This window comes from Bacteroides sp. ZJ-18 (assembly GCF_011038705.2).
Lineage (GTDB): Bacteria > Bacteroidota > Bacteroidia > Bacteroidales > Bacteroidaceae > Bacteroides > Bacteroides hominis.
The window spans coordinates 3,557,323-3,583,333 of sequence record NZ_CP072198.1 but is presented as its reverse complement, the minus strand read 5'-3'; the positions used below and the strand labels follow the sequence as shown (position 1 = coordinate 3,583,333).

Genomic DNA, 26,011 nt, shown 5'->3' with positions numbered 1-26,011 from the left:
TCAATGAATAAATATTTAATGATAACAGGATCCTACCCACCTGATATATGTGGAGTCGGTGATTATACTGCATGCTTTTTAAAGGCTGCAGATAGAGATAAGTGGAGTCTGTATAATTCTTCTGTTTGGAAGATATCTACATTTTTTCAGAAAAAGTCGGATATTAGTAAGTTTCAATTCTCTCATATAGTTATCCAATATCCTACTTTAGGGTATGGGTGGAATCTATTGCCTCAGTTGCTTTGTATTTATTATTCTTTGTTTACCGATAAAAAGGTGGTAGTCGTATTGCATGAATTATCTCAAAGAACTCTAAAGGCTCAATTAGCATCTTTACTATTTTTTATATCGCATAAAGTAATCTTGACAAGTGAATATGAAAAAGAGTACGCACATAGATATTATAAAATTTCACTTAACAGGATGGGCGTTGTGAAAATAGTCTCAAATATTGAGGCTTGTAATGTAATTAAAGACTGGGATTGTAGATCTATTGATTTATGCTATTTTGGGCTCTTGAGACCAGAGAAAGGTTTAGAAGATTTTTTTGTGGCGGCTTTGTATTTAAGGAAAAACAGGGAAAATGCAAGAATATGTTTAATAGGGCAAATTCTTCCAGAGCATAAGTTATATATAGATAAATTGCTAAATACATATGCAGATGCAAGGGTTGAGCAAATCTATAATCGAGAGAATAAGGAGGTTGCTTCTCTATTAAATGAATCTAAAGTTACTTTTTTGCCATTTCCTGATGGACTTTCAGAAAGAAGAGGCTCTTTTCTTGCTGCTATCTCTAATGGGACATTAGTTGTGTCATACGAAGGCTCTTGCACTCCTCAATTACTCAAAACGATGTATGTTAAAACATCTTCTAGTGAAGCTCCTAAAGTTATATTGAAAGAAATCACAGAAGGAAATAATAGTAAGCTTGTCAAATATCAACAAAAATATATTCATTATTTGCAAAATGGCATACCAAAGTCTTGGAAAGAAGTTGTTGAACTTTATGAGAAAATATTAAAATGAAAATATTACTGATAGCAGAAAATCCTGCGGGTCCTTTTGGAGGAATTGAAAGACATTGTTATAATATTTGTAAAATGTTTTGTTCTTCAGAGGTGGAAGTGCAAATGGCTTCTATAGAGTCTATTGAAAACAGAACTATTTTTAATAAGCGTTTTTTTAAAAAGAAATCATTGAAACGAACTATAATTGATAGTAATTGTGATATAGTACACGTGCATGGTTTTGCTAATTTTACAGTCTGGCAAAGTCTTTTAGTTGCACTGAATGTTAGAAAAAAAGTTGTTTATACTCCTCATTTTCATCCATTTAACGCATTGGAAAAGCCGATCTTGGGTAGATTGTTTTTTTATGTATTATTACGCCCTCTATTATTTAAGATTTCTACAATAGTGTGTATTAATCATGAAGATTTTAATTTTTTTTCTCGCTATAATAAATCTACAGTACTATTACCTAATTGGCTTTTTAGAAACTCTTCCACAGTAAACGTAGTAGAAAGAAAGAAGAATATGATATTATTTGTGGGACGTAATGATAGTAATAAATCTCCAGATTATTTGTTAGAGTTACCTCAAAATAAATATGAAATACATTGTGTTACAAATGATTCTACTAATTTGCGTAATGATTTTATTATTCATAATAAATTGTCGGATAGTGAATTGTTAAAATTGTATTTTCAAGCATCTTTATTAGTAGTTCCATCTCGATATGAAGCTTTCTCGTACGTAGTGTTAGAAGCTTTAAACTGTGGTACTCCTGTTTTGGTATCTAATAGAGTTCGAATTGTTGACCATCTTCAAAATGTGAGTGGATATACAGTATTTCCGTATGGAGATAAAAGTGCTTTTGTGGCATCAATTGACAAAGCTATGAATGTAAAAGTTAATATTGACGCTATAAGAAATATATTTAGTGAAAAAAAAATACAAAAAAGCTTGTATGACATTTATAAAAAAGTAAGCTCCTCTCAATAGGTATCCGATATTATGAAATATTCAGTCCTTTTATCTGTTTATAAAAAAGAACAGCCTGTTTTTTTTCAGCAAAGTTTGGATAGTATTTTTAACCAAACATTACTACCAGATGAGATCGTTTTAGTTAAAGATGGACCTTTAACAGATGATTTAGAGCGGATAATAGCTAATTTTTCTATTCGATTTTCGAGATTAAAAGTTATAACATTGTCAACTAATCAAGGTTTGGGTAAGGCTTTGAATGAAGGACTAAGTCATTGTACGTTTGAATTGGTGGCTCGTATGGATACTGATGATATTGCAAAACGTAATCGCTTCGAAAAGCAAATAGATGTTTTTCAGAAAATGCCAGAAGTAGATGTTGTTGGAGCATGGGTTGATGAGTTTGAAAATAATTGTAATAATGTAATATCAACTCGTAGACTTCCAGAACACCATAAAGATATATATAAATTTGCTCAAATGAGAAATCCTATAAATCATCCTGTAGTGATGTTCAGAAAGAGTGCAGTATTGGCGGCAGGTGGCTATCGACATTTTCCTCTTTTGGAGGATTATTACTTGTGGGTAAGGATGTTGAATAGTGGAGCTAAATTTTATAATATACAAGAAAGTCTTCTTTATTTTCGATTTTCGACTGCTATGTTGGAACGTCGTGGAGGGTGGACATATGCTGTTAATGAATTGAAGTTTCATTGTGAAATGTGGAAGATGCATTTTATATCCTTGGGAGGATTAGTAAAAAGTACACCGATACACTTTGTAATACGTCTTTTACCTAACTATTTACGTTTAGTCTTTTATAGAAAATTTCTGAGAGACTAACTTCTTTAAATTATTGTAGAATTATCTAAAATGAATCTTCTTTTTACTGGTGCTTCTGGCTTTTTAGGCAGCAATCTTTATTCTCTACTGAAAGATAAATATCAAATTAGGACTGTAGGGCTGACTCTTCGGGATAACTATACTATAAATTTAGTGTCGGATGTTCCTAAACTGAATATCAAGTACGATGTTGTACTCCATGCTGCAGGTAAAGCGCATTCTATTCCTAAAACAGAAGAAGAAAAACAACTCTTTTTTGATGTAAATCTTCAGGGTACCAAGAACTTATGCACTGCTTTAGAGAATAGTGGTATTCCTAAAGCTTTCATTTTTATTAGTACCGTTGCCGTTTATGGTTGTGATTCGGGTGAGAATATCACGGAAGAGCATCCTTTAAATGGAACGACTCCTTATGCTTTGAGTAAGATTAAGGCTGAGAAATACTTGGAAGGGTGGTGTATTATGCATAATGTGAAGTTAAGTATACTTCGTCCTTCATTGATTGCCGGACCTAATCCTCCGGGAAATTTAGGAGCGATGATTCATGGGATTAAAACTAATAAGTATCTGAGTATTGCAGGAGGAAAAGCAAGAAAGAGTGTACTGATGGTTCAGGATATTGCAAATCTTCTTCCTATGTTAATAGAAAAGGGTGGAATATATAATGCTTGTGATAGTTACCAGCCGAGTTTTCGTGAATTAGAGATGGTAATGTGTAAACAATTGAATAAAAAAACACCAATATCTATTCCTTATTGGTTGGCTAAAAGTATGGCTGTAATGGGCGACTGTCTGGGAGCAAAAGCTCCGATTAATTCTTTGAAACTTCGCAAAATCACAAGCTCTTTGACCTTTAGTAATGAAAAGGCAGTACGAGAACTTGGATGGAAACCTATGAATGTTTTAGAGAATTTTCGAATAGAATAGAAGAAAGTGTGGTGGATATTCTTCTTTGGATAATAGGGCTTTTGATGGGATTGGCAGCTTTAGTCTTTTTAGGGCTTCAGTTTTGGTTTCATTTAATAGACAAGAATGAATAATTTATGTATTATTTGATGATTTTAGTTCTGCTATTCTTAGTAGAACTTCTTTATTTTCGTATCGCTGATAAATGTAACATTATCGATAAACCTAACGAGCGTAGTTCGCACACCCGGATCACGCTGCGGGGTGGGGGAATTATCTTTTATTTGGGGGCGTTGGTTTATTTTCTGACAAACCATTTCGAATATCCCTGGTTCATATTGGCCTTGACCTTGATTACTTTTATCAGTTTTGTGGATGATATCCGTTCTACCTCGCAAGGATTGCGTTTAGTCTTTCATTTTACGGCAATGGCTTTAATGTTCTATCAATGGGGATTGTTCAGTTTGCCTTGGTGGACGGTCTTTGTTGCCCTGATTGTTTGTACGGGAATTATTAATGCTTATAACTTTATGGACGGGATTAATGGCATAACAGGAGGTTATTCTTTAATTGTATTACTTGCTTTAGCCTTTGTCAATATGCAAATGGTTCATTTTGTGGAAGGGGATCTTATATACACTATGCTTTGTGCGGTATTGGTATTTAATTTTTTCAATTTTCGCAAGAAAGCAAAATGCTTTGCCGGAGATGTCGGATCGGTCAGTATTGCTTTCGTTGTTCTTTTTTTGGTAGGCAAACTAATAATTCGAACAGAGAATTTCAGTTGGATCGTTTTGCTTGCGGTGTATGGAGTAGACAGTGTACTGACTATTATCCATCGGCTTATGTTACATGAAAATATTGGTTTGCCGCATCGCAAGCATCTATACCAGTTGATGGCAAATGAATTGAAAATTCCACATGTGGTGGTCTCATTGATTTATATGATGTCACAAGCTGTAATTATAGTTGGCTATCTGTTAATTCCCGGCAATGGTTATTGCTATTTGATGGGAGCAATCATCGTATTAAGTGTAGTGTATGTCTTGTTTATGAAGAAATATTTCCACCTGCATCAGATGACAGAATGATGCTTCGGTGGCAAGTCTGATGAAAAAAGCCTCCCGGTCATCCTTTTTTAAAGGTGACCGGGAGTTTTTTTATAAGCATTCATTCCCTGTCAACCAAAAAATCTTATTAACTTTGCGGGTCACTTTTGAAAACATAAAAAACTTAATGATATGAATATCTCTTATAATTGGCTGAAAGAGTATGTCAATTTCGATCTGACGCCCGATGAAGTGGCGGCTGCGCTGACTTCTATCGGACTGGAAACAGGTGGAGTGGAAGAAGTTCAAACGATTAAAGGCGGACTGGAAGGCCTCGTGATTGGCGAAGTGCTGACTTGCGTTGAACATCCGAATTCAGACCATTTACACATCACAACCGTAAATTTGGGTAACGGCGAACCTACTCAGATTGTGTGCGGAGCACCTAATGTCGCTGCCGGACAAAAAGTAGTTGTTGCCACTCTGGGCACGAAGCTTTATGATGGTGACGAATGTTTTACGATCAAGAAGTCGAAGATTCGTGGTGTAGAGTCTATTGGTATGATTTGTGCTGAGGACGAAATTGGTATCGGAACATCACATGACGGCATCATTGTATTGCCGGAAGACGCAGTGCCGGGAACACTTGCCAAAGATTATTATAATGTAAAGAGCGACTATGTACTTGAAGTAGATATTACTCCGAACCGTGCGGATGCTTGTTCACACTATGGAGTGGCGCGTGACTTGTATGCTTATCTGATACAGAATGGTAAACAAGCTGTATTAACCAAGCCGTCTGTCGATGCTTTTGCTGTCGAAAATCATGATCTGGATATCAAGGTAACTGTGGAAAACAGTGAAGCATGCCCTCGTTATGCAGGCGTTACCGTGAAAGGCGTTACAGTAAAAGAGAGCCCGGAATGGTTGCAGAATAAGTTGCGTATCATCGGATTGCGGCCTATTAATAATGTAGTGGATATTACTAACTACATTGTTCATGCTTTCGGGCAGCCGCTTCACTGCTTTGATGCGGACAAAATAACAGGTGGCGAAGTGATTGTGAAAACAATGCCGGAGGGTACACCGTTTGTTACACTGGACGGAGTAGAACGTAAGTTGAATGAACGTGACCTGATGATTTGCAACAAAGAAGACGCCATGTGTATTGCAGGTGTTTTCGGAGGTCTTGATTCCGGTTCTACAGAGGCCACAACGGATGTGTTTATCGAAAGTGCTTATTTTCATCCGACATGGGTACGTAAGACTGCCCGTCGCCATGGTCTGAATACAGATGCTTCTTTCCGTTTCGAAAGAGGTATTGATCCGAATATCACTATCTACTGTCTGAAACTGGCAGCTATGATGGTGAAAGAACTCGCCGGAGGTACCATTTCTTCGGAGATTAAAGATATCTGTGCTGCTCCTGCACAGGATTTTATTGTCGAGTTGACTTACGAAAAGGTACACAGCCTGATTGGTAAAGTGATTCCGGTAGAGACGATTAAGAGCATTGTTGCCAGTCTTGAAATGAAAATCATGAACGAGACAGCCGAAGGACTGACATTGGCAGTACCTCCTTATCGGGTAGATGTACAGCGTGATTGTGATGTAATCGAAGATATCCTGCGTATCTACGGATACAATAATGTGGAAATTCCATCGACTTTGAAGTCGAGTCTGACTACTAAAGGAGATTGTGACAAGTCGAATAAGTTACAGAATCTGGTAGCCGAACAACTGGTTGGTTGCGGTTTCAACGAAATACTGAATAACTCTTTGACTCGGGCAGCCTATTACGATGGTATGGAAACTTATGCTGCCAAGAATCTGGTGATGCTCTTGAATCCTTTGAGTGCAGACTTGAATTGCATGCGTCAGACATTGTTGTTCGGTGGCTTGGAAAGCATTGCTCACAATGCAAACCGTAAGAATGCCGACTTGAAATTCTTTGAATTCGGTAACTGTTATCACTTTGATGCAGAAAAGAAGAATCCGGAAAAGGTATTGGCTCCTTATTCAGAAGACTACCATTTGGGCTTGTGGGTAACCGGTAAGATGGTATCAAACTCTTGGGCACATGCAGATGAAAACAGTTCTGTGTATGAACTGAAAGCTTACGTAGAGAATATTCTCAAACGTTTGGGACTGGAATTGCATACACTGGTGGTGGGTAACCTGAGTGACGATATTTATTCTACAGCCTTGACTGTGAACACAAAAGGTGGCAAGAGACTGGCTACGTTCGGTGTAATTACCAGGAAACTGCTGAAAGCTTTTGATATCGATAATGAAGTTTATTATGCAGACCTGAACTGGAAAGAGTTGATGAAAGCCATCCGTTCAGTGAAAGTAAGCTATAAAGAGATCTCTAAGTTCCCGGCCGTAAAACGTGACTTGGCTCTGTTACTGGATAAGAAAGTACAGTTTGCCGAGATCGAGAAGATAGCTTATGAAACGGAGAAAAAGCTTCTGAAAGAAGTTTCTTTATTCGATGTTTATGAAGGCAAGAATCTTGAAGCCGGTAAGAAATCGTATGCTGTCAGCTTCCTGCTTCAGGACGAGAGTCAGACTCTGAACGATAAAATGATTGATAAAATCATGTCGAAACTGGTGAAGAACCTTGAAGATAAACTGGGAGCAAAGCTCAGATAATACGGAACATAAAAATAACAATTAAATAATTAATAAAACTCACGCTCGCTTTTTCTATCGCGATAGAGGAAGCGGGGTGAGGCAAATATTTTAAACCAATGGGAAGAGCGTTCGAATATAGAAAAGCTACCAAGCTGAAAAGATGGGGCAACATGGCCCGTACATTTACGAGAATCGGTAAACAAATTGCTATCGCTGTAAAAGCCGGTGGTCCCGATCCTGAAAACAACCCGCATCTGCGTGCAGTAGTTGCCACTGCCAAACGTGAGAACATGCCGAAGGATAACGTGGAACGCGCTATCAAGAATGCAATGGGCAAGGACCAAAAGGACTACAAAGAGATGAATTATGAAGGTTACGGTCCGTTTGGTATTGCAGTATTTGTAGAAACTGCTACAGACAATACGACCCGTACTGTGGCTAACGTTCGCAGTGTCTTCAATAAGTTTGGCGGAACATTGGGTACTTCGGGTAGCCTTGATTTTATGTTCAGCTGGAAGTCAATGTTCACTATCACAAAGAAAGAAGGTGTGGACATGGATGATCTGATTCTGGAACTGATTGATTACGGAGTAGAAGAAGAATATGATGAAGATGGTGATGAAATCACACTTTACGGTGATCCGAAGTCATTTGCCCAGATTCAGAAATATCTTGAAGAGAATGGTTTCGAAGTGAAGGGTGCTGAGTTTACCCGTATTCCGAATGATGAAAAGGACCTGACTCCGGAACAACGTGCCACGATCGATAAGATGGTAGAGCGTCTGGAAGAAGATGAAGATGTACAGAATGTGTACACAAACATGAAACCTGCTGAGGACGAAGGCGAAGAATAATGAAATACGTTTATAAAACCAAGGGCACTTGCAGCACGAACATTGAATTGGATGTTGAGAATGGCATCGTGAAGGAAATTGCTTTTTGGGGTGGATGTAACGGCAACCTGCAGGGCATTTCACGTTTAGTGACGGGAATGCCTGTGTCAGAGGTGATCACGAGACTTGAAGGGGTCCGTTGCGGGACTCGTTCTACTTCATGTCCCGACCAACTATGCCGTGCTTTGCACGAGATGGGTTTCTAAAAAACAAAGTCTGTATTTGGGGTAAACAGAGCCTCTGTCAACTACGAACGTAGCTTCTGTTTGCACCATTTAAAGGCTCTATTTAAAAATAAGGGAGGCGATGAACTGACAGTTCATCGCCTCCCTTATTTTTAAATAGAATACAGCTTCTTATTTATACATCTCGGGAGTAACTGTTACCTGCATCAGCTCTTCTTGCGTTTTACCTGACAGATAAATATATTTAATCGTCACATCTGATTCTCTGTACACTTTCATCTCTTCAGTGTTCTTTATAGTTTCCGGGAGCGTTTCTTCAAGTGATTTCTTTAATTGTTCCGACATGGTAGGATCGTCAGCCTGTCCGCTCAGGGTATAGAAATAGGTAAATGTATTGTCTTTGCCTGAATAAGTGGTACTGTCCATTCTTGTCATTTCATCTACAGTGATAGGGCACTGTTTGTTTACTTGTTCAGAAGCCAGTTCGAAAACCTTTTGTTTAGCTTGTTGGCAAGAAGCCAGCGTGAAAAGAACAGCGCAAGCTCCGAGAATGATTTTTTTCATTTGCTTAATCTTTTTAATGTGTGAATATGGAACAAAGATAGTTGTTAAAAGTGAACCGAACAAGGTTCTTGCTTGTTATTAATAGCTATCTTTGTAGATACATTCTGTAAATTAGAGGAAAAACAAGAGACATGACATCCTTATGAAAAATATTTTTAAAGATTTGAGAAGTAAAGACCACAAACGCTATCTGGGAGGTTTGGACGTCTTCAGATATATTGGTCCCGGTTTATTGGTTACTGTAGGTTTTATTGATCCGGGCAACTGGGCTTCTAATTTTGCAGCAGGTTCAGAATTTGGTTACTCACTGTTGTGGGTGGTCACGCTGTCCACCATCATGCTGATCGTATTGCAGCATAATGTTGCCCACTTGGGGATTGTGACCGGACTTTGCCTTTCGGAGGCTGCCACACAGTATACTCCTAAGTGGGTATCACGCCCTATTCTGGGTACAGCCGTACTCGCTTCCATCTCCACATCGCTGGCCGAAATACTGGGAGGGGCTATCGCTCTGGAGATGCTGCTTGATATTCCAATTATCTGGGGAGCGGTGCTGACAACTGTTTTTGTATCCATTATGCTTTTTACAAATTCATATAAGAAAATCGAACGCTCTATTATCGCTTTTGTATCGGTGATCGGGCTGTCGTTCATTTATGAACTTTTTCTGGTAGACATTGACTGGCCTATGGCAATCGAAGGTTGGGTGACACCGTCTATACCCAAAGGAAGTATGCTTATCATTATGAGTGTATTGGGAGCGGTGGTGATGCCTCATAATCTTTTCCTCCATTCGGAGGTGATTCAAAGCCACGAATATAACAAGCAAGATGATGCATCTATAAAAAAGGTATTAAAGTATGAACTGTTTGATACCCTCTTTTCCATGATTGTGGGATGGGCCATCAACAGTGCTATGATTCTGCTGGCAGCCGCTACTTTCTTTAAAAGCGGTATCCAGGTGGAAGAATTGCAACAGGCAAAGTCATTGCTTGAACCCTTGCTTGGTAGCAATGCAGCCATTGTTTTTGCTCTGGCATTACTTATGGCAGGTATCTCGTCTACAATCACCAGCGGGATGGCAGCCGGATCTATTTTTGCCGGTATTTTTGGTGAATCTTATCACATCAAGGACAGCCACTCTCAGGTAGGAGTCATTTTATCGTTGGGCATTGCGTTGCTGTTGATCTTCTTTATCGGTGATCCGTTTAAGGGGTTGATCATTTCCCAGATGGTGCTGAGTATCCAGCTTCCGTTTACCGTTTTCTTACAGGTAGGTCTGACCTCTTCGCGTAAGGTGATGGGAGATTATGTAAACAGCAGATGGAGCACGTTTGTGCTTTATGCCATTGCTGCGATAGTGACTGTATTGAATATCATGTTGTTGTTCTCATAAAATATAGACGATGAAAATTATAACTTATAACGTGAACGGACTTCGTGCCGCGGTGAATAAAGGGTTGCCCGAATGGTTGGCAGAAGAGAATCCCGATGTGCTTTGTTTGCAGGAAACCAAATTGCAACCCGACCAATATCCGGCAGAGGCATTCGAGGCGCTTGGATATAAAGCATATCTTTACTCTGCACAGAAGAAAGGGTATAGCGGAGTGGCCATATTGACCAAAATCGAGCCCGACCACATCGAATATGGGATGGGTATCGAAGAGTATGATAATGAAGGGCGTTTTATCCGTGCGGATTTTGGCGACTTGTCGGTGGTAAGTGTTTATCATCCTTCGGGTACGAGCGGAGATGAACGTCAGGCTTTTAAGATGGTTTGGCTTGAAGCGTTCCAAAAGTATGTGACCGAACTGCGAAAATCCCGTCCGAATCTGATTCTTTGCGGGGATTATAATATTTGTCATGAACCCATCGATATTCATGATCCTGTACGTAATGCCACCAACAGTGGTTTCTTGCCTGAAGAACGGGAATGGATGACTCGCTTCCTGTCCGCAGGGTTTATCGACTCCTTCCGCACGCTTTATCCCGAAAAGCAAGAGTACACCTGGTGGAGTTATCGTTTCAACTCACGCGCTAAGAACAAGGGGTGGAGAATTGATTATTGTATGGTAAGCGAACCGGTGCGCTCTTTATTGAAAGAGGCCGTTATCTTGAACAATGCCGTTCATTCCGACCATTGTCCGATGGCATTGGAAGTCGGCTGAATTATTCGAGAATGGTGATACTCAGTTTGCGTCTGTCTCCTCCGTCACGGAACTCACATAGGTAAATGCCCTGCCAGGTTCCGAGGTTGAGCCGGTGGTTTCGGATGGGAATGGTGACCGATGTTCCTATTAATGATGCCTTAATGTGTGCGCTCATATCATCCGGTCCTTCTTCGGTATGGATGAAGTAAGGTGCCCCATCGGGTACCAGTTTGTTGAAAAACGTATTAAAATCATGGCGCACGTCCGGATCTGCATTCTCGTTGATGGTGATGCCTGCCGAGGTGTGTTTGATGAACACGACCAACAGTCCGTTTTCCGGTAATTCAGGGATAAGGGAGAGGACGTCATGAGTGATCAGATGAAAGCCGCGCGGATAGTGCGGCAGTCGTATGTCGAAGGTTGTTGCCATAAAAATCATTGGTTAGTTGCCGGCAAAGATACTTTTTTAATAAATTTGCAAGAAATTAAAAAGATATAAAATGACACTGGAAGATAGAATAAACCGGGCCTCTGAGCTTTTTAAGAGCGGTTATAATTGTTCGCAGTCTGTAGTAGCTGCGTTTGCCGATATGTATGGATTTACTGAAGAACAGGCACTGCGTATGGCTGCTTCGTTCGGTGGAGGTATCGGGCGCATGCGTGAAACGTGCGGAGCGGCTTGTGGCATGTTTCTGCTTGCCGGATTGGAGAAGGGAGCTGTCGACGGAGCCGATCGTGAAGGGAAGGCTGCCAATTATGCTTTGGTGCAAGAGCTTGCAGCCGAATTCAAGAAACGAAATGGTTCGTTGAATTGTGGCGAACTGCTTGGTTTAAAGAAGAAAGCGCCGGTTTCATCCGAACCGGAGGCCCGGACAGAACAGTACTATGCCAAAAGACCTTGTTCGAAAATGGTAGAAGAAGCAGCCAGAATATGGGCTGAATATCTCGAAAAACAGAAAAAATAGCTGTTAAATTGATGTTTTCATTACAAAGAAGAGAAAAAACTTACTAATAATCTGTTATATAACATAATTATAACTATCTTTGCAGCCGAAATAAAATCTGATTTGTTCAGGTTTTAACTCATGTCTAACTAAAATTTCTAAAGCAAATGTTGAAAGAAAAAGCAGGTGAAATTGCAGGTAAAATCTGGAATGCACTGAATGGAACAGAAGGACTGACTGCCAAGCAGATTAAGAAAGCGACTAAGTTGGTAGATAAAGATTTGTTCCTTGGCCTCGGATGGCTGTTGAGAGAAGACAAGATCTCTACTCAGGAAATCGAAGGTGAAATCTTCGTTACATTGAACTAAGGAGTGGGCTACTTCCCCAATAAAAAAATGCGTTGATACATTATGATATGTTATCAGCGCATTTTTTTATGTTCTGGCATTTGTGTATATTTGCGCACCAAATTAAATTAAGATAATAGTATCAGATGGATAAAATCAGAAATTTTTGCATCATAGCTCATATCGACCATGGTAAATCAACATTAGCGGACCGCTTGTTGGAGTTCACTAATACCATTCAAGTGACAGAAGGGCAGATGCTTGATGATATGGACCTGGAGAAGGAGAGGGGGATTACAATTAAAAGTCACGCCATACAGATGGAGTATACATACAGGGGGGAAAAGTATATTTTGAACCTGATTGATACTCCGGGTCATGTTGACTTTTCGTATGAAGTGTCCCGCTCGATAGCTGCCTGTGAAGGTGCGTTGCTTATTGTAGATGCATCACAAGGGGTCCAGGCACAGACCATCTCAAATCTTTATATGGCTATTGAGCACGATCTTGAAATCATTCCGATCATTAATAAATGCGATATGGCGAGTGCCATGCCCGAAGAGGTGGAAGACGAGATTGTAGAGTTGCTGGGATGCAAGAGGGATGAAATTATCCGTGCATCCGGTAAGACGGGTATGGGGGTTGAAGAAATACTGGCAGCAGTAATAGAGCGTATACCTCATCCGAAAGGTGATGAAGACGCACCGTTGCAAGCTTTGATCTTCGACTCTGTATTCAACTCCTTCCGTGGAATTATAGCTTATTTCAAAATCACGAACGGAGTTATCCGTGCGGGGGACAAAGTGAAGTTCTTTAATACCGGAAAGGAATACGTTGCCGATGAAATTGGAGTGTTAAAGATGGAAATGGTTCCCCGTAAAGAATTACGGACGGGGGATGTTGGATATATCATTTCCGGTATTAAGACCTCGAAAGAGGTGAAAGTGGGAGATACGATTACCCATGTAGCCCGTCCTTGTGATAAAGCGATTGCCGGATTTGAAGAGGTGAAGCCGATGGTGTTTGCCGGAGTTTATCCTATTGAGGCCGAAGAATTTGAAGATCTGCGGGCTTCGCTTGAGAAGTTGCAGTTGAACGATGCTTCGTTGACTTTCCAGCCGGAATCTTCTTTGGCGCTGGGATTCGGTTTCCGTTGCGGTTTCCTGGGGTTGCTTCACATGGAAATTGTACAGGAGCGTCTGGATCGTGAGTTCGATATGAACGTCATTACTACGGTTCCTAACGTATCTTATCATATCTACGATAAGCAAGGCAATATGGCGGAAGTTCATAATCCCGGCGGTATGCCCGATCCGACAATGATTGACCACATAGAAGAGCCTTATATCAAAGCTTCCATTATTACAACTACCGATTATATCGGACCTATCATGACGCTTTGCCTTGGCAAGCGGGGAGAGCTGTTGAAGCAGGAATATATATCTGGAAACCGCGTCGAGCTGTTTTACAATATGCCTTTGGGCGAGATTGTGATCGACTTCTATGACAGATTGAAGAGTATCTCGAAAGGTTATGCTTCGTTTGATTATCATCCGGATGGTTTCCGTCCGTCTAAGTTGGTGAAACTGGATATTCTGTTGAATGGCGAATCGGTTGACGCGCTTTCCACCTTGACTCACTTCGATAATGCCTACGATATGGGACGTCGGATGTGTGAAAAATTGAAAGAACTGATTCCGAGACAGCAGTTTGAGATTGCCATCCAAGCTGCCATCGGTGCCAAAATCATAGCACGTGAGACGATCAAGGCTGTGCGTAAAGATGTTACGGCGAAATGTTACGGAGGTGATATCAGCCGTAAACGTAAATTGCTTGAGAAGCAGAAAAAAGGAAAAAAACGTATGAAGCAGATCGGCAACGTGGAAGTGCCGCAGAAGGCGTTCCTTGCCGTGCTTAAACTGGATTAGGAAATAAGGGCTGCAACGTGATAAAAAGCAGAAATCTTTCTGAACAAATTTCGTTGCAGCCAGTTTCTAATATACCAGGTAATTGCCATCTGTCCGCAGAGCTTTCCCTGGCAATTGCCTTTAAAACAACGATAAACAATAAAAATGAGAAAAGTTCTGTCTTTTTCGGCCTTTTTGATTATTGGCCTTTTACTATCACAATTCCTGCCATCATTGGCAGGTGAAGGATATGCTGCTGTAAAAACTGTATCTAGTATTCTTCTTTATGTCTGCCTGAGTTTTATTATGATTAATGTCGGGCGTGAGTTTGAAGTAGATAAGACCCGTTGGCGAAGTTACGCTGAAGATTATTTTATTGCGATGGCTACTGCCGCTATGCCTTGGTTCCTGATTGCCCTTTATTATGTGTTTGTACTTCTTCCTCCTGAGTTTTGGAGTAGTTGGGAGGCGTGGAAAGAGAATTTGCTGTTAAGCCGTTTTGCCGCTCCTACGTCGGCAGGTATCCTTTTCACAATGCTCGCTGCTATCGGACTTAAGTCAAGTTGGATTTATAAAAAGATTCAGGTGTTGGCTATCTTCGATGACCTTGATACGATTTTATTGATGATTCCTCTGCAGATAATGATGATCGGTATGCGCTGGCAACTGATTGTGGTTATCTTTATCGTCTTTTTGCTGCTTTCATTAGGTTGGAAACAGTTGGGCAAATATAACTGGCGTCAGGACTGGAAAGCGATAATGGGCTATTCGGTACTTGTTTTTGTTGCTACACAGGCTGTTTATTACTTCAGCAAGCAGTTGTATGGCGAAGAGGGCAGCATTCATATCGAAGTGCTGTTGCCGGCTTTTGTTCTGGGTATGATCATGAAACACAAAGAGATAGATACTCCGGTGGAGCACAAAATTTCGACGGGAGTCTCGTTCCTGTTTATGTTTTTAGTCGGACTCAGTATGCCGTATTTTATTGGGGTGAACTTTGCAGAGACGCATGCCGGAACCCATTCGGTGACAGGCTCACAGGAAATGATGTCATGGGGAATGATAACGTTGCATGTGTTGATTGTTTCACTGCTTTCAAACATAGGTAAGTTATTCCCCGTATTCTTTTACCGGGACCGGAAGTTCAGCGAACGACTGGCACTTTCTATCGGTATGTTTACCCGTGGTGAAGTAGGAGCCGGAATTATTTTTATTGCCCTTGGATACAATCTGGGTGGTCCTGCTTTAGTGATCTCAGTGCTTACGATCGTGTTAAACCTGATCCTGACCGGCATCTTTGTTCTATGGGTGAAGAAGTTGGCATTGCGGAGTTATACAACTTAGCAAAGGCATAAAGTTACTTAAACCTAATTCTATAAATACATATTATGACAGTTTTACGTTCGATGAAGGATTTCTCGTCGATGAATATTACGGCGAGTATTTTATTATTTGTAACAGCGATTGCTGCTGCGGTAATTGCTAACTCTCCTGTGGCACCGGTGTATCAGGAATTTTTGTCGCACGAACTTCATTTCCGTATCGGAGGCTTTAATTTACTTTCGCATGCGGGACACAATCTGACAATGATTGAGTTCATCAATGACGGATTGATGACGATTTTTTTCCTGATGGTCGGGTTGGAGATTAAGAGGGAGTTGCTGGTAGGTGAGCTTTCTTCGTTTCGTAAAGCTGCACTGCCATTCATAGCCGCATGTGGCGGAATGGTAGTGCCTGTTGTAATCTATTCCATGATTTGTGCTCCGGGCACTGAAGGAGGACAAGGGTTGGCTATCCCCATGGCGACCGATATTGCCTTTTCCTTGGGAGTACTCAGTCTGTTGGGCAAGCGTGTGCCGCTAAGTTTGAAAATCTTCCTTACAGCTTTTGCGGTAGTCGATGATATAGGCGGTATTTTGGTGATTGCTATCTTTTACAGTTCACATGTGGCTTATGAGTATTTGTTATGGGCGGCATTACTTTACGTACTGTTATATTTTATAGGTAAGAAAGGAGCCACTAATAAGATTTTCTTTTTAGTCGTTGGGGTGGTTATCTGGTATCTTTTCCTGCAATCGGGTATCCATAGTACGATTTCCGGTGTCATTCTGGCTTTTGTCATTCCCGCTAAACCTCAGTTGAATGTCGGTACTTATATTGAGCGTATCCGGCGTATTATCAGTACATTCCCCGAAATGGGAGCAAATAATATCGTATTGACCAACCAGCAGATAGCTAAGCTGAAGGAGGTTGAGTCGGCTTCCGACAGAGTCATCAGTCCGCTTCAATCACTTGAAGATAATCTTCATGGTGCGGTGAATTACCTTGTTCTTCCATTATTTGCTTTTGTCAATGCCGGTGTTATGTTCAGTGGTGAAGGCGAGGTCATTGGCGGAGTTACCTATGCGGTTGCTCTGGGGCTGTTGGCTGGCAAGTTTCTTGGGATTTATTCTTTTACCTGGTTGGCCATCAAGAGTGGACTCACTCCAATGCCTTTAGGGATGAACTGGAAGAACATATCCGGAGTGGCATTATTGGGAGGCATTGGTTTTACGGTATCACTCTTTATTGCCAATCTTTCGTTTGGCTCCACTCACCCCGTATTGTTGAACCAAGCTAAACTCGGTGTTTTGTCCGGTACGGTAATAGCAGGTATATTGGGATATCTGGTTTTGCATTGGGTCTTGCCCCGGAAAAGATAATTTTCTTATATAATAAGGTGGTCTTCTAATCTCCTGCTAAGATTAGTTAAATAACTTATGGTATTAGTTGAATAACTAATAGTTGCAGTTGTTTGTTCTGAATGATTTATTATCTTTGTGGTATCAGAACCTTTTAATTCTTAATTACGATGAAAAGACTTACTGCCAAAGAAGAAGAGATCATGCGCATATTCTGGAAAGAAGGTGCAATGTTTGTCCGTGAACTTCTGAAGTATTATGACGAGCCCAAACCCCATTATAATACAGTATCTACTATCGTACGGGGTCTTGAAGAGAAAGGGTTTGTCGGATATAAAGCTTATGGCAATACCTATCAGTATTTTGCCTTGATCTCAGAGAAGCAGTATAAGCGCTCCGCTCTTCATGAAGTTGTTTCCCAATATTATGATAATTCCTACACCAATGTTGTATCGGCATTTATTGAGGAAGAAGGGTTATCTGTTGAAGACCTGAAAGCTTTGATTCGCCAGATAGAACAAGGACGTAAAAAATAATCTTATGGGAGCTTTCTTGTTTTACCTGCTCAAGTCAGCTTTCTGCCTGATATTATTTTATGTGTTTTATCGAGCGTTGCTGAGCCGCAGCACTTTCTTTCGCTTTAACCGATTGACATTGCTGGTGGGGATGTCGGTATGTGTCGTCCTCCCTTTGATGGAGTTTACTACTGAGGAAGAGCATCTCTTCCATACTCCTTTTCAGGTCATCCATCGTGTATTGGTGGAAGAAGGTTATTCCGATTCTTCGTTGGAGTTGGTTCAGGAAGGAGGAATGGGGCGGTTGGCAAACTCGCCTGAAAGGGTACGACATACTTCTCCTGATATCACATTCCGGCATGAATTAATAAGAGTAGGGGGAGTTGTCTATTTGATAGGGAGCGTCGTAGTGTTCTTAGGCTTTGTACTGTCTGCGATTCGTATGTGGCGTCTGATATTACATGCCAGGAGGAGCAGATACGGAAAGTATACATTGGCATTGACTTCTCAAACGGTAGGTTCTTTTAGCTGGGGGAGGGTTATTGTGATTTCTGAAGCGGATTATGGTCATTCACAAGAAATTCTGCTGCATGAAGTGATGCATTTGCGTAGTTGGCATACGCTGGATTTATTGTGGATTCAACTTCTTCTCATTCTATTCTGGTTTAATCCGGCCGTGTGGCTGTTGAAACGTGAGTTACAGGAAGTTCACGAATTTGAGGCAGACGACGGAGTGATAAATAATGGCATCGATGCAACGAGATATCAACTTTTGTTAGTGAAAAAGGCTGTTGGTACAAGGCTCTACTCTATGGCCAACGGTTTCAATCACAGTAAACTTAAAAACCGAATTACCATGATGTTGAAAGAAAGAACCAATGGGTGGGCACGTTTGAAGCTGTTGCTTTTTGTGCCCGTGATGGCCGGAACGCTTTATGCGTTCGCCCGGCCCGAAGTGAAGGAGACATTTGTACAGACAGTGCCCGGACTGCACCAGAAACAAGCAATGGATTATCAAACTCTGTCGAAACTGTTGAGGAATGAAGAGGAGGCCTACAACCTTCGGAAATTTGGAAAGAAGGTTGCCCCTACTACCCCTGAGAACCGGATGAATCAATTGCTAATGAATGCCAGGAATGTGATGCTGTTCGATGGAGATTATGTTCTCAAAGAAAATCTGAAGGATAAAGTTAAGGAAAAGCTTTTGTATAAACAACGGAGAGAGAAAGAAAAGTCTGGTCGTAAAGACGAACAGATTGTTGGGTTCTGGTGTGACAGAGGAACCAACGTGGATGAAGCAAGGCAGGCATTGCAGGCGGTTTACGATGCATATACCGAAATACGTGACAGCATTGCTATTGCTTCGGGTAATGATAGTAAAGATTTTCTTGACAAGGAATTCCCCATCGTTGTTTCGCAATATGAGAATTTGAAGAAGTTTGGCTCCCAAAATGGAGATTGTCTGAGTGGGATCGAGTTGAATTTTATGTCCGGTAAGGATTTGCTTAAAGAATTGAAGAATCCTACGGCAGAGGAGTTACAACAGGCGGTAACCGATTATCGGGAGAAACTGAAAGATGGCCGGAAACTTAGTGTGAGGGTCAAGGTTGATCGTGAATGTAATATGGGGACAGTGTTGAAAATGAAACAGATACTCAGAGAGAACTGGTAAGAAGAACCGGTTTCGGTTACTTTGATAAGAGCTATTCCGGTGAAACAACTCTCCGGAATAGCTCTTTTATTTAAGACTGATTGGATTTGTCCATTCTCTTTTTAATAGTTTCCCACGTAGCTGTCTTCAGGAAGCTTTCTTCCATTTGCAACACCATTTTTTTGAATTTGTTAAATGGAATGGCAAAAGACAAAAGGTCGGATTTCATACATTTGCGTGCCGAAGGGTCGAATGATCCTAACACTGCCCGATTGGTTCCGTTCAGTTGTTCCCGGTACGGATGATAGATAATGGAGGCACAGCCTGCACCGAAAGGAGCAATCACTGCATCAGGATCTGCATTGTCAAAACAAGCCAGTGTGAACAATCCGGAGAGAACATCGGCAGATGCAAAGAAAATAACCGCTTCCGGTGTGTCTTCTGCTTCCAGTTTGTCCCAACGCTTGAAAATCAGGTTTTCCCCCTTGATAGGAAGTACGGGTAACTGTGCCAGAGCCTCCGCAGCCAATTCCGGCGTTTGTTTGTATCGTTCTCCTTCTCCTTGCCCATTGTGTGAAAGGAAACATTCAAACCCGGGGAACATTTTGTCCGTAAAGCTTGTATACCGTTTTCCACCCCGGCATCCCACAGAATCTGCCTGTATACAGAGAGTTTTTCCTCGTTGTACTTGTGTCAGTTGGGCAATGATACACCGATGTCCTTTCGGAGCTTCCACTACCGGAAGATTCTGTGTATCTGCCGAGTATTCAAATGCTATGGGGAGTCCGGCTTGTGGAAAATAAGTATCCCACAAGGTAATGAACTGATCCTTAAGTGTTGTTTCCATGACCTTATATCTCGTTGTTTTATCAATTAATCATCTTCTCCGCCATCGTCAATCGGTAAGATTTTCCGGCTTTCTTCGTGTGGGAGCTCTTCGACCTGCCGGAGCTTGCGTTCGATGGCGCGGGTGCGTTTTCCCATTACTTCTTCCAATTGGTCACCTGCACTTTGCAGATTTTTCTGCACCTTCTCAAGCAGTCCTCCGAATTTTCCGAATTCAGTTTTTACGGCTCCCAGTACAGTCCATACTTCACCAGTACGTTTCTGTATGGCAAGTGTCCGGAATCCCATTTGCAGGCTGTTCAGTATAGCTCCCAAAGTAGTTGGCCCGGTTACGACAATCTTGAAATCCTTTTGTAGTGTTTCCACTAAAGTTGTGCGGCGGATTACTTCTGCATAAATGCTTTCAAAGGGGAGGAACAGGATGGCGAAGTCCGTTGTAAACGGCGGGTCGACATACTTGTCATGAATATCCTTTGCCATCTTTTTTATGGTTGTTTCCAGTTGACGCCCGCATGATTCCATCAGTACAGCGTCACCTGCCTCAAAGGCATCATAATATTGCTCGTAAACATCTTTTGGGAATTTTGCATCGATTGGCAGATAAACGGTACTGTTTGCATCGTCTTTCCCGGGAAGTTTGATGGCGAACTCTACAAATTCGGTTCCGCTCTTCTTGGTCTTGACATTTGCTTCATACTGTTCAGGACTCATCATCTGCTCCAGAAGAGCACCTAACTGGACTTCTCCAAAGGTCCCGCGCATTTTCACGTTGCTCAGAACTTTCTTGAGACCACCCACGTCTTGTGCGAGAGACTTCATTTCTCCCAGGCCTTTTTGCACGTTTTCAAGTTGCGAACGGACTATCTCGAAGGACTGTCCGATACGTTCGTTAAGAGTCTTTTGTAATTTCTCTTCAACCATCACGCGCATGTCATCCAGACGCTTCTCAGTAGACTGTATCAGCGTTTCCTGCTGACGTGCCATTGCGTCGAACTTCTGGCGTTGCAGTTCTCCGGTGGTCATCATGTTCTTATGCATGGCGTCCTGCAACTGTTGTAAACCCTGATTCAGGGTTTGCGTCATTTCCATGCGCAACTCACGAATGCTGCGATTCAACTCTTCCCGGTTTTCCTGCATTTGTTGACGCAATGCCCGTTGCATCTCTTCGCTTTGCGAGCGATTGTTGCGGGTTAGTGTCAATACAAGCTGGACAACCAGCAAGGCTGCAATAATCAAGAGGAGAGTCAGTTCCATTTAATAAGTCAATATTTCGTTTCCGGTTTCAGTAATCAGAATCATATTTTCCCATTGTGCAGACGGCAATCCGTCGTCTGTGCAGACTGTCCAGTCATCAGCAGAGTCGACAAAGACCTCATATGTTCCCATATTGATCATCGGTTCGATGGTGAAAGTCATGCCCGGAAGAATTAACATTCCTGTTCCCCGGCGTCCGAAGTGTTCTACGTCGGGTTCTTCATGGAATTTGATACCTACTCCGTGCCCGCATAAGTCACGGACCACGCTATAACCGTTCTTCTCGGCATGTTCCTGAATAGCGGCACCCACATCTCCTAACCGTGCCCAAGGCTGTGCGGCTGCTATACCGATTTCCATACACTCTCTGGTAACTTGCACCAGTCTTTGTTTTTCCGGACTGACTTCACCGATCATGAACATACGTGATGCATCGGAGAAATAGCCTTTGTAAATAGTCGATACGTCCACGTTGACTATATCTCCGCTTTGCAGAAATTCGGTCGGACTGGGTATTCCGTGGCATACCACATCATTGATACTGGTACAGACGCTTTTAGGGAATCCTTCATAATTGAGAGGGGCGGGAATAGCACCGTGAGCTGTTGTGAAATCATAAACCAATCGGTCGATCTCTTCTGTAGGCATTCCTTCACGAATGTTTTCCGCGATGTGGTCAAGCAGCGCCGTATTAATTTTGGCACTTTCACGGATACCTTCAATCTGTTCCGGCGTACGGAGCACTTTGCGTGGGGGAAGTTTATAGCCTTGTTTTCTGTATTTCTGTATCTTATCTTCTATTTCATCCGGATAATTGGAAGGAGTAAACCGGACTCCTTTAATAAACTTTTTCATTTTACTATCTTGATTTTTTATTCGTAGCACAAATGTAGGGAATAAAAAGGGGAAATGCTGTGTATCGGGAAAGATTATTTCTGCGAGTCGGAGGTGAAAAGCAGCAATTAATACTCAATAACTCATTTTGTCATTTTATTTTAGGGGAATCTTCCATAAGGATACTTTGATCTTTAGTGTGAGTTAGCAAATTCTTTATATATCAAACAACTTGCGGGCTATTCATGTTTTAAGCTTTCTTTTTGAATTGATTATTAGTGATTTTTGTATTTCGTGGTTATATTAGGAAACTTTTTAACTGTATGTTTACTTGATTCTATTTAAGAAGAATGTTGTATAACATGCTTGGAAATTATCATGTCAAAAAATAAATGCTTTTCTTCACATAAAAATGGAATGACAAATGAGAATAAGAATTGAAACAACTTCAAGTAAGAAAATCCTTCCTTTTGATTATCAAGGGAAGTTGATTGGAGTAATTCATAAATGGTTAGGAAATAACGAATTGCATGACAAGATATCTTTATACTCTTTTTCATGGCTGTTAGGTGGTGTAATGGTTAATAAAAAAGGCTATATATTTCCGAATGGAGCCGAATTGCTTATTAGCTTTTATGAAGATCAGTATCTTAAGAAGATAATTGATAGTATTCTGTTGGATCCAGAAATCTTTTATGGCTTATGTGTGAAAGATATTACTATTGTTGAGAGTTCTATTTTTACAGAAGGGCCGCAAAGATTTTTTTTAGCTTCTCCTATATTTATTAAACGGCGAATAGAAGAAGGTATAGGCTATAAATATTATTTCTATGATGATCTGGAAAGTAATCAACTTATGACAGAAACCTTGAAACATAAAATGAGGGAAGCTGGGTTACCGGAAGACGATACATTAAGAGTAGAATTTGATATAAGCTACTCAAAGAAGAAAAAGAAAATGGTGACTATTCATGGTATCAAAAGTATAGCCAATATGTGTCCGGTTATTATTCATGGCACTCAGACTAGTAAAAGGTTTGCTTGGGTAGTTGGTTTGGGGAACGGAACTGGTAGCGGATATGGAGCTTTGATTTAAAAGGTGTAAATATGAAATATTATGTAGTAAAATATGCAGGACCTTTTGGCTTTATTAAGCCTTGGACTGCGGTTCGTGATGCCAGTGGCGGAGAAACTTATTCTCAGCAGTTTCTGACTCCTTCCATCATTGAAGGAATTAGGCAGAAGTTGGAAGTGACTGCAATCATGAGACATAAACTCTCTTACGCTGGCATAGATCTCCAACAGGAAGTGGTGCAGGCTAAGGCTTGGAGTAAGAAAGGAAAAACATATGTAAAGGAACGCTCTATTTTAAGGCGGGGAGTAATGCTTTCTCCTGTTATTTATATTGCTTTTTCCACACTGGAGGATGCCTGTAAAGCAAGTTTGCAACATATTTGCCTATGTCGAAATGAAGATATTCTTTTGCCTGAATCAAATATTCAGGAACTGTCAATATCTGAATTTGATAAATTGGAAGGGTACGAACTCCGTTTCGGTGAGAGTGAGCAATCATTTCTTGTTGGCTACAATCGTTTTAAAAATAATGAAGAAATGTATGGGTGGATAGAAATAGTAGGTAACCCTACAAAAGTACATAAATATGGGGAGTAGATACGATTATATTCTCGCTAAGAGTGAGAGTAACGGTGGTACTCCGCTTAAATCCCATTTAGAGTCGGTGGCTTTTTTTGCTCAGATAGCGGCTCGCTATGCTGGAATGGATGAAAATGTAGTTAAGATTGGCGCTTTACTACACGATATAGGTAAAGCAAGCCCACTCTTTCAGGCACGTTTGAAAGGGGAAAAAACGCCCTATGAAAAGGTTTTCAGACATGAAGTAGCATCTTTGTTCTTTTTAAAACTGATAGAGCGGAGTTTATGGCCAGAAGTGATTGATATGATAATCGCACACCACAAATCCGTTTATAAAGATAGAAGCAGTAGTGGGCTTCTTGATTTAAAGGACTATTATGGAGAAGAAAACACTTTTAGTGACCATGTGGCTGGTTTTCCATCTTGGAATGTAGACGCTATAGGGATTTTGAGAGAACTGAACTTTCCGGGTCTATCTGCCGATTCACTTCTTTCGGAAGAAGATGCATTGGAAGCCTATCGATATGCAATTGAACATTGTAGAAGAAAGCCAAAAGGATGGTCCAAGTGGAAAGGATTGTTGATGGGAGTGGATCATCTGGCATCTGCGACGGAAGAATTCAAGGAACGAATTCCTACCTTATTCTCTATCCCTGATGTAGGTTTTTACAATCGTCAACATCCCTTGTATCCACTATCGCAGGTATTGTCAGAGGCTAATAAAAAGCATACATTTGTTAAAGCTCCCACCGGTGCGGGTAAAACTGATTTTTTATTGAAGCGTTGCCAAGGGCGTATATTTTATACTCTGCCTTTCCAAGCATCTATCAATGCTATGTACGAGCGTATACATCGTGACTTGAATGGAATGGTAGAGGATGTGAGATTACTGCATTCCATGTCTCGCTTGGTGATTGAAGGCGAGAAAGCTTGGGAAGAAAAAGTAATACAGGATAAGATAGGTGCATCCATAAAAGTTTTGACTCCCCATCAGTTGGCTTCTGTGTCTTTGGGTACTAAAGGATACGAAACTCTTCTGTTCGATTTGTGTGGGTGCGATATCATTTTAGATGAGATTCATACCTATTCCGATATAATGCAATCAATTATATTAACTATGATTGAGGTACTTGTACACATCGGATGCCGGATTCATGTAGGGACAGCAACTATGCCATCAGAGTTGGAACAGAAGATTCTTGATATTTTAGGTCGGGATAAGACACAACAGGTAGAATTGTTGCCATCCGTTCTTGATTCGTTCAATCGGCACATCGTCCATAAAGTGACGGATTTTGACTCTGTTCTTCCTGTGCTTAGGGAGGCGATAGAAAATGACCAGAAAATACTGATTGTATGTAATCGGGTAAGGAATGCCCAGATTCTTTTTGAAAGAATAGATGAGTTATATCCCGAAGTAGACAAGATGTTGATACATAGTCGTTTTAAACGAAAGGATAGAAATAGGCTTGAAAAGGAATTGCAAGACACCTATAATAAAATGCCTCGGGCTTGCATCGTTGTTTCGACTCAGGTAGTAGAAGTTAGTTTGGATATCAGTTTTGATATGATGATAACCGAGACTGCACCCATTGATGCTTTGATTCAGCGTTTTGGACGTATTAATCGTAAGCGAAAACCCAAGGAAGAGAGAACTTTGAAACATATATATGTGATAGCTCCTCCTGATAAAAAAGAAGATTGTTTGCCTTATTCGCAAGAAATACTACAACGCAGTTATGACGCATTACCTCAGGATAGCTTGTTGGAAGAATCTTCTTTGCAAAGGCTTATTGATCAGGTATATCCTCAAGTGAATGTAATAGATCTGAGTCTAGATGCTGCGTTTGCGGATGGAAAATGGAGATTGAAAGAATTGTTTCATTTACCAAAATCCGCTTTTATTGAGAAGTTGGATATTGATTCTGTATCTTGTATCACGCAGGAGGATGCTGACACCGGAAAATATCGTGAAGCTACGGCTGAAGAAAGAATTTTGATGGAGATTCCGATGCGATACAGTTCGTTGCGGTGGAAAAAGCTTGAAACATTTCCGTATGGTTCGCATCCGTTTGTGATTCCAGATATTGCTTATTCATCCGATAGAGGCTTGGATGTAACAAAAATGGGAGCTGAAAATTATGATACTAATTATCAAATGTTATGA

At 40.9% G+C, this 26,011-nt stretch carries 25 protein-coding genes; 20 read left to right on the top strand and 5 right to left on the bottom strand.

All coding sequences use genetic code 11. The annotated features are described in order from the left end of the window. Positions 1-3: 3 nt before the first annotated feature. From G7Y45_RS14430 to G7Y45_RS14395, 8 genes are all read left to right on the top strand, one after another. The gene (locus G7Y45_RS14430) at positions 4-1,026 is read left to right on the top strand and encodes a glycosyltransferase family 1 protein (protein ID WP_050550834.1); all 1,023 of its coding nucleotides are present in this window, start codon (positions 4-6) and stop codon (positions 1,024-1,026) included. After that, positions 1,023-2,003, top strand: coding sequence for a glycosyltransferase family 4 protein (locus tag G7Y45_RS14425; protein ID WP_005820487.1), 981 nt, complete (start codon positions 1,023-1,025; stop codon positions 2,001-2,003). The genes G7Y45_RS14430 and G7Y45_RS14425 overlap by 4 nt, the downstream gene beginning before the upstream one ends. A gap of 12 nt (positions 2,004-2,015) precedes the next feature. Beyond that, positions 2,016-2,828, top strand: a complete 813-nt coding sequence (locus G7Y45_RS14420; protein WP_005820486.1) for a glycosyltransferase — start codon at positions 2,016-2,018, stop codon at positions 2,826-2,828. A 30-nt stretch (positions 2,829-2,858) separates the two neighbouring features. Further along, positions 2,859-3,755 (top strand): NAD(P)-dependent oxidoreductase, encoded by an 897-nt coding sequence (locus G7Y45_RS14415; RefSeq protein WP_165015183.1) that lies wholly within the window; start codon positions 2,859-2,861, stop codon positions 3,753-3,755. Positions 3,756-3,871: 116 nt separating this feature from the next. Then, positions 3,872-4,825, top strand: coding sequence for a glycosyltransferase family 4 protein (locus G7Y45_RS14410; protein ID WP_005820481.1), 954 nt, complete (start codon positions 3,872-3,874; stop codon positions 4,823-4,825). 150 nt (positions 4,826-4,975) lie between these two features. Beyond that, entirely contained in the window at positions 4,976-7,438 is a 2,463-nt protein-coding gene (pheT, locus tag G7Y45_RS14405; protein ID WP_165015180.1) for a phenylalanine--tRNA ligase subunit beta, read from the top strand. A gap of 98 nt (positions 7,439-7,536) precedes the next feature. Next, positions 7,537-8,274 carry a YebC/PmpR family DNA-binding transcriptional regulator gene (locus G7Y45_RS14400; protein WP_005778114.1) on the top strand — a complete coding sequence of 246 codons (738 nt, stop codon included), beginning with the start codon at positions 7,537-7,539 and terminating at the stop codon, positions 8,272-8,274. Next, the gene (locus G7Y45_RS14395; RefSeq protein ID WP_005778113.1) at positions 8,274-8,519 is read left to right on the top strand and encodes a TIGR03905 family TSCPD domain-containing protein; all 246 of its coding nucleotides are present in this window, start codon (positions 8,274-8,276) and stop codon (positions 8,517-8,519) included. Before G7Y45_RS14400 ends, G7Y45_RS14395 begins: the two co-directional genes overlap by 1 nt. A gap of 150 nt (positions 8,520-8,669) precedes the next feature. Here G7Y45_RS14395 and G7Y45_RS14390 read toward each other — a convergent pair whose 3' ends face one another. Then, positions 8,670-9,062, bottom strand: a complete 393-nt coding sequence (locus tag G7Y45_RS14390; RefSeq protein ID WP_005778111.1) for a hypothetical protein — start codon at positions 9,060-9,062, stop codon at positions 8,670-8,672. Between the two features lie 142 nt (positions 9,063-9,204). Here G7Y45_RS14390 and G7Y45_RS14385 point away from each other — a divergent pair, with 142 nt between their 5' ends. Together G7Y45_RS14385 and G7Y45_RS14380 are read left to right on the top strand one after the other, a co-directional pair. Continuing rightward, a complete protein-coding gene (locus G7Y45_RS14385; RefSeq protein ID WP_005806476.1) occupies positions 9,205-10,458 on the top strand; it encodes an Nramp family divalent metal transporter in 1,254 nt (417 codons plus the stop codon). A 10-nt stretch (positions 10,459-10,468) separates the two neighbouring features. Then, a complete protein-coding gene (locus G7Y45_RS14380; protein WP_005778108.1) occupies positions 10,469-11,230 on the top strand; it encodes an exodeoxyribonuclease III in 762 nt (253 codons plus the stop codon). 1 nt (position 11,231) lies between these two features. Here the strand turns inward: G7Y45_RS14380 and G7Y45_RS14375 are convergent, their stop codons facing one another. Further along, positions 11,232-11,642 carry a secondary thiamine-phosphate synthase enzyme YjbQ gene (locus G7Y45_RS14375; protein WP_005806473.1) on the bottom strand — a complete coding sequence of 137 codons (411 nt, stop codon included), beginning with the start codon at positions 11,640-11,642 and terminating at the stop codon, positions 11,232-11,234. Positions 11,643-11,712: 70 nt separating this feature from the next. On the opposite strand from G7Y45_RS14375, the gene G7Y45_RS14370 reads away from it, so the two are divergent. The 7 genes from G7Y45_RS14370 (at position 11,713) to G7Y45_RS14340 (ending at position 19,278) form a co-directional block, all read left to right on the top strand. Then, positions 11,713-12,177, top strand: coding sequence for a C-GCAxxG-C-C family protein (locus G7Y45_RS14370; protein ID WP_005806471.1), 465 nt, complete (start codon positions 11,713-11,715; stop codon positions 12,175-12,177). Between the two features lie 146 nt (positions 12,178-12,323). Further along, complete coding sequence (locus G7Y45_RS14365) at positions 12,324-12,524, top strand: winged helix-turn-helix domain-containing protein (protein ID WP_005778103.1); 201 nt, start codon at positions 12,324-12,326, stop codon at positions 12,522-12,524. A 125-nt stretch (positions 12,525-12,649) separates the two neighbouring features. Next, on the top strand, positions 12,650-14,431 hold the full coding sequence (gene lepA, locus G7Y45_RS14360) for a translation elongation factor 4 (RefSeq protein WP_165015177.1): 1,782 nt from the start codon (positions 12,650-12,652) through the stop codon (positions 14,429-14,431). A 144-nt stretch (positions 14,432-14,575) separates the two neighbouring features. Further along, positions 14,576-15,754: a sodium:proton antiporter gene (locus G7Y45_RS14355; RefSeq protein WP_165015174.1), complete on the top strand. Its 1,179-nt coding sequence runs from the start codon at positions 14,576-14,578 to the stop codon at positions 15,752-15,754. A gap of 44 nt (positions 15,755-15,798) precedes the next feature. Further along, on the top strand, positions 15,799-17,112 hold the full coding sequence (nhaA, locus tag G7Y45_RS14350) for a Na+/H+ antiporter NhaA (protein ID WP_005820467.1): 1,314 nt from the start codon (positions 15,799-15,801) through the stop codon (positions 17,110-17,112). A 149-nt stretch (positions 17,113-17,261) separates the two neighbouring features. Then, positions 17,262-17,627, top strand: a complete 366-nt coding sequence (locus G7Y45_RS14345) for a BlaI/MecI/CopY family transcriptional regulator (RefSeq protein WP_005778094.1) — start codon at positions 17,262-17,264, stop codon at positions 17,625-17,627. Between the two features lie 4 nt (positions 17,628-17,631). After that, the gene (locus tag G7Y45_RS14340; RefSeq protein ID WP_165015170.1) at positions 17,632-19,278 is read left to right on the top strand and encodes a M56 family metallopeptidase; all 1,647 of its coding nucleotides are present in this window, start codon (positions 17,632-17,634) and stop codon (positions 19,276-19,278) included. A gap of 70 nt (positions 19,279-19,348) precedes the next feature. On the opposite strand, the gene G7Y45_RS14335 is transcribed toward G7Y45_RS14340, so the two are convergent. The 3 genes from G7Y45_RS14335 to map are packed head-to-tail and all read right to left on the bottom strand — an operon-like array spanning position 19,349 to position 22,212. Continuing rightward, positions 19,349-20,104, bottom strand: coding sequence for a DUF169 domain-containing protein (locus G7Y45_RS14335; RefSeq protein WP_032542589.1), 756 nt, complete (start codon positions 20,102-20,104; stop codon positions 19,349-19,351). Between the two features lie 26 nt (positions 20,105-20,130). Continuing rightward, positions 20,131-21,357 carry a DNA recombination protein RmuC gene (locus G7Y45_RS14330; protein WP_022012393.1) on the bottom strand — a complete coding sequence of 409 codons (1,227 nt, stop codon included), beginning with the start codon at positions 21,355-21,357 and terminating at the stop codon, positions 20,131-20,133. Continuing rightward, the gene (map, locus tag G7Y45_RS14325; protein WP_005806458.1) at positions 21,358-22,212 is read right to left on the bottom strand and encodes a type I methionyl aminopeptidase; all 855 of its coding nucleotides are present in this window, start codon (positions 22,210-22,212) and stop codon (positions 21,358-21,360) included. It lies immediately after the preceding gene. 403 nt (positions 22,213-22,615) lie between these two features. On the opposite strand from map, the gene cas6 reads away from it, so the two are divergent. The 3 genes from cas6 to G7Y45_RS14310 are packed head-to-tail and all read left to right on the top strand — an operon-like array spanning position 22,616 to position 26,011. Then, on the top strand, positions 22,616-23,287 hold the full coding sequence (cas6, locus tag G7Y45_RS14320; RefSeq protein WP_005806456.1) for a CRISPR-associated endoribonuclease Cas6: 672 nt from the start codon (positions 22,616-22,618) through the stop codon (positions 23,285-23,287). An 11-nt stretch (positions 23,288-23,298) separates the two neighbouring features. Next, complete coding sequence (locus G7Y45_RS14315; RefSeq protein WP_005806454.1) at positions 23,299-23,862, top strand: hypothetical protein; 564 nt, start codon at positions 23,299-23,301, stop codon at positions 23,860-23,862. Beyond that, positions 23,852-26,011, top strand: coding sequence for a CRISPR-associated helicase/endonuclease Cas3 (locus G7Y45_RS14310; RefSeq protein ID WP_005806453.1), 2,160 nt, complete (start codon positions 23,852-23,854; stop codon positions 26,009-26,011). The genes G7Y45_RS14315 and G7Y45_RS14310 overlap by 11 nt, the downstream gene beginning before the upstream one ends.

Bases quoted from the DNA above. Each gene is read 5' to 3' on its own strand.
- G7Y45_RS14420 (WP_005820486.1), top strand. From the start codon at position 2,016: ATGAAATATTCAGTCCTTTTATCTGTTTATAAAAAAGAACAGCCTGTT.
- G7Y45_RS14370 (WP_005806471.1), top strand. From the start codon at position 11,713: ATGACACTGGAAGATAGAATAAACCGGGCCTCTGAGCTTTTTAAGAGC.
- G7Y45_RS14345 (WP_005778094.1), top strand. From the start codon at position 17,262: ATGAAAAGACTTACTGCCAAAGAAGAAGAGATCATGCGCATATTCTGG.
- G7Y45_RS14415 (WP_165015183.1), top strand. From the start codon at position 2,859: ATGAATCTTCTTTTTACTGGTGCTTCTGGCTTTTTAGGCAGCAATCTT.
- G7Y45_RS14430 (WP_050550834.1), top strand. From the start codon at position 4: ATGAATAAATATTTAATGATAACAGGATCCTACCCACCTGATATATGT.
- G7Y45_RS14390 (WP_005778111.1), bottom strand. From the start codon at position 9,062: ATGAAAAAAATCATTCTCGGAGCTTGCGCTGTTCTTTTCACGCTGGCT.
- lepA (WP_165015177.1), top strand. From the start codon at position 12,650: ATGGATAAAATCAGAAATTTTTGCATCATAGCTCATATCGACCATGGT.
- cas6 (WP_005806456.1), top strand. From the start codon at position 22,616: ATGAGAATAAGAATTGAAACAACTTCAAGTAAGAAAATCCTTCCTTTT.
- G7Y45_RS14375 (WP_005806473.1), bottom strand. From the start codon at position 11,642: ATGGCAACAACCTTCGACATACGACTGCCGCACTATCCGCGCGGCTTT.
- map (WP_005806458.1), bottom strand. From the start codon at position 22,212: ATGAAAAAGTTTATTAAAGGAGTCCGGTTTACTCCTTCCAATTATCCG.
- G7Y45_RS14340 (WP_165015170.1), top strand. From the start codon at position 17,632: ATGGGAGCTTTCTTGTTTTACCTGCTCAAGTCAGCTTTCTGCCTGATA.
- G7Y45_RS14310 (WP_005806453.1), top strand. From the start codon at position 23,852: ATGGGGAGTAGATACGATTATATTCTCGCTAAGAGTGAGAGTAACGGT.
- G7Y45_RS14330 (WP_022012393.1), bottom strand. From the start codon at position 21,357: ATGGAACTGACTCTCCTCTTGATTATTGCAGCCTTGCTGGTTGTCCAG.
- G7Y45_RS14410 (WP_005820481.1), top strand. From the start codon at position 3,872: ATGTATTATTTGATGATTTTAGTTCTGCTATTCTTAGTAGAACTTCTT.
- G7Y45_RS14425 (WP_005820487.1), top strand. From the start codon at position 1,023: ATGAAAATATTACTGATAGCAGAAAATCCTGCGGGTCCTTTTGGAGGA.
- G7Y45_RS14355 (WP_165015174.1), top strand. From the start codon at position 14,576: ATGAGAAAAGTTCTGTCTTTTTCGGCCTTTTTGATTATTGGCCTTTTA.
- G7Y45_RS14315 (WP_005806454.1), top strand. From the start codon at position 23,299: ATGAAATATTATGTAGTAAAATATGCAGGACCTTTTGGCTTTATTAAG.
- G7Y45_RS14380 (WP_005778108.1), top strand. From the start codon at position 10,469: ATGAAAATTATAACTTATAACGTGAACGGACTTCGTGCCGCGGTGAAT.
- G7Y45_RS14365 (WP_005778103.1), top strand. From the start codon at position 12,324: ATGTTGAAAGAAAAAGCAGGTGAAATTGCAGGTAAAATCTGGAATGCA.
- G7Y45_RS14395 (WP_005778113.1), top strand. From the start codon at position 8,274: ATGAAATACGTTTATAAAACCAAGGGCACTTGCAGCACGAACATTGAA.
- nhaA (WP_005820467.1), top strand. From the start codon at position 15,799: ATGACAGTTTTACGTTCGATGAAGGATTTCTCGTCGATGAATATTACG.
- G7Y45_RS14385 (WP_005806476.1), top strand. From the start codon at position 9,205: ATGAAAAATATTTTTAAAGATTTGAGAAGTAAAGACCACAAACGCTAT.
- G7Y45_RS14400 (WP_005778114.1), top strand. From the start codon at position 7,537: ATGGGAAGAGCGTTCGAATATAGAAAAGCTACCAAGCTGAAAAGATGG.
- pheT (WP_165015180.1), top strand. From the start codon at position 4,976: ATGAATATCTCTTATAATTGGCTGAAAGAGTATGTCAATTTCGATCTG.
- G7Y45_RS14335 (WP_032542589.1), bottom strand. From the start codon at position 20,104: ATGGAAACAACACTTAAGGATCAGTTCATTACCTTGTGGGATACTTAT.